General features: G+C 63.1%; 1 protein-coding gene. It reads left to right on the top strand.

The window, feature by feature from the left end; genetic code table 11:
- The coding region (locus QN357_RS18855; RefSeq protein ID WP_323505382.1) for a pyridoxal-dependent decarboxylase at nucleotides 1-654 on the top strand (654 nt) is incomplete at its 5' end.
- Nucleotides 655-1,645 lie beyond the last annotated feature (991 nt).

Below are 1,645 nucleotides of genomic sequence, written 5' to 3' on the forward strand. Positions count from 1 at the left end.
GGGGGCATGATCGCGCCCTTCCTGCAGCCGGAACTGGCCTGGGACTTCCGGTTGGAACGGGTGCATTCGATCAACACGTCCGCGCACAAGTACGGTCTCGTATACCCCGGCCTGGGCTGGATCGTCTGGCGTTCGAAGGACCTGCTGCCGGAGGACCTGGTCTTCCATGTCAGCTACCTCGGCGGGAGCATGCCCACGTTCGCTCTCAATTTCTCCCGTCCCGGCGCGCAGGTGCTCCTGCAGTATTACCTCTTCCTCCGGCTCGGGTTCGAGGGATACCGTGCCGTGCAGCAGGTGTCCCAGGACGTGGCACGATTCCTTGCGCGCGGCATCGAGAAGATCGGCGCCTTCACCCTGTGGAATGACGGTTCCGATATCCCGGTGTTCGCGTGGCGGCTCACCCCCGGCCACACCCGGAATTGGAACCTGTTCCACCTCTCGGACCGGCTGCGTTCCCATGGTTGGCTCGTTCCCGCCTACCGGATGCCCGACGACCTGTCCGAGATGACGGTGCAACGCATCGTTGTGCGCAACGGGCTCAGCATGGACCTGGCCGCACGCCTGCTCACGGTCATCGAGCAGGAGACGGCCTACCTCGACAGGCTCGAGGGGCCGATGCCGGTCGAAGGGCAGCAACCCGGATTCACGCACTGACACCCGCGGCGGTCATCCGCACAGCAGATTCCCCGTAGGTTCGGTTGGGCGCCGCGATGCCAAATGCAGCCATGAAGGAGACCCGGTCACGGCAGGCGTGGTGGCGGCGTCGACCATAAGGGGGGATCGCGGAGGGGAAGCACTGAACGAGAACTGAACCGCACTCCTAGAGTGAGGGATTCTCTGGCAGGCGCCGGTAGACAGTGTGGTGAGAAGCCTCGCTCAGCCAAACACCCGGCAGCCTGCGGCCGGCGGTGTCGATTGGGTTGACGAGGACCGTTGGAACGTGGCCGTGCTGGTCACGTTTGACCACGACAACAAAAGTTTGGCCCAAAACATCGTCCGTCCGGAGAGTCACGGCCGTCCACATTGTTGACATCGGGTTTCCCTCAGCGTAATAGGTCTTGTCGAGTGTAGAAGTTCGGTGTGCCTCCTCACAGCAGTTCGCGAGGTCGGACGTGGACAGAGGTTAGTCAATGCATGCGTTGCCCGCGAAGTGTTGGGGCGCTCCGGACGGTCAGCGGGACGGTCGGTGGACATGACGGTGCTTCCGATAGGACAGCAGGCAGTCGAGGAGGCAACAATGAAGCACGTCCCTATATAAGGCCCTCGACCCGGGAAAGGCCCGAAGGACACTCCCGCACCGCGCCAGAACGCAGCCTGGTCCCAGCTACACTCTCGATTCCCCATGCTCCGGCTGCTGACAGAGCCACGAACCGCTCGGTGGGTTCCCAGCAGTTGCCTACTCGCGTTGTATAAGGTGCGGAGCAAGCGTGTTGTTTTTGACGGGGTAGCCGCTTTCGGACCGCAGGAGAAAGCCGGGGTCAACGTGACGGAAAAGCCGCCGCAACCGCTTCGGACGCGAGCGCATTCCTTGGGTGCCCCTATTCGGCACGGACGGTTGCAGCGGCGTGGCCCATGGCAAACCGTGAGGGTCGCGCTCGTGTTCTCCGTGAGCGTTCTCCTGGTCAGTGGGGGGACTATTGCAGCT

This window comes from Cryobacterium sp. RTC2.1, from assembly GCF_035018685.1.
In the GTDB taxonomy this organism is placed as follows: Bacteria; Actinomycetota; Actinomycetes; order Actinomycetales; family Microbacteriaceae; genus Cryobacterium; species Cryobacterium glucosi.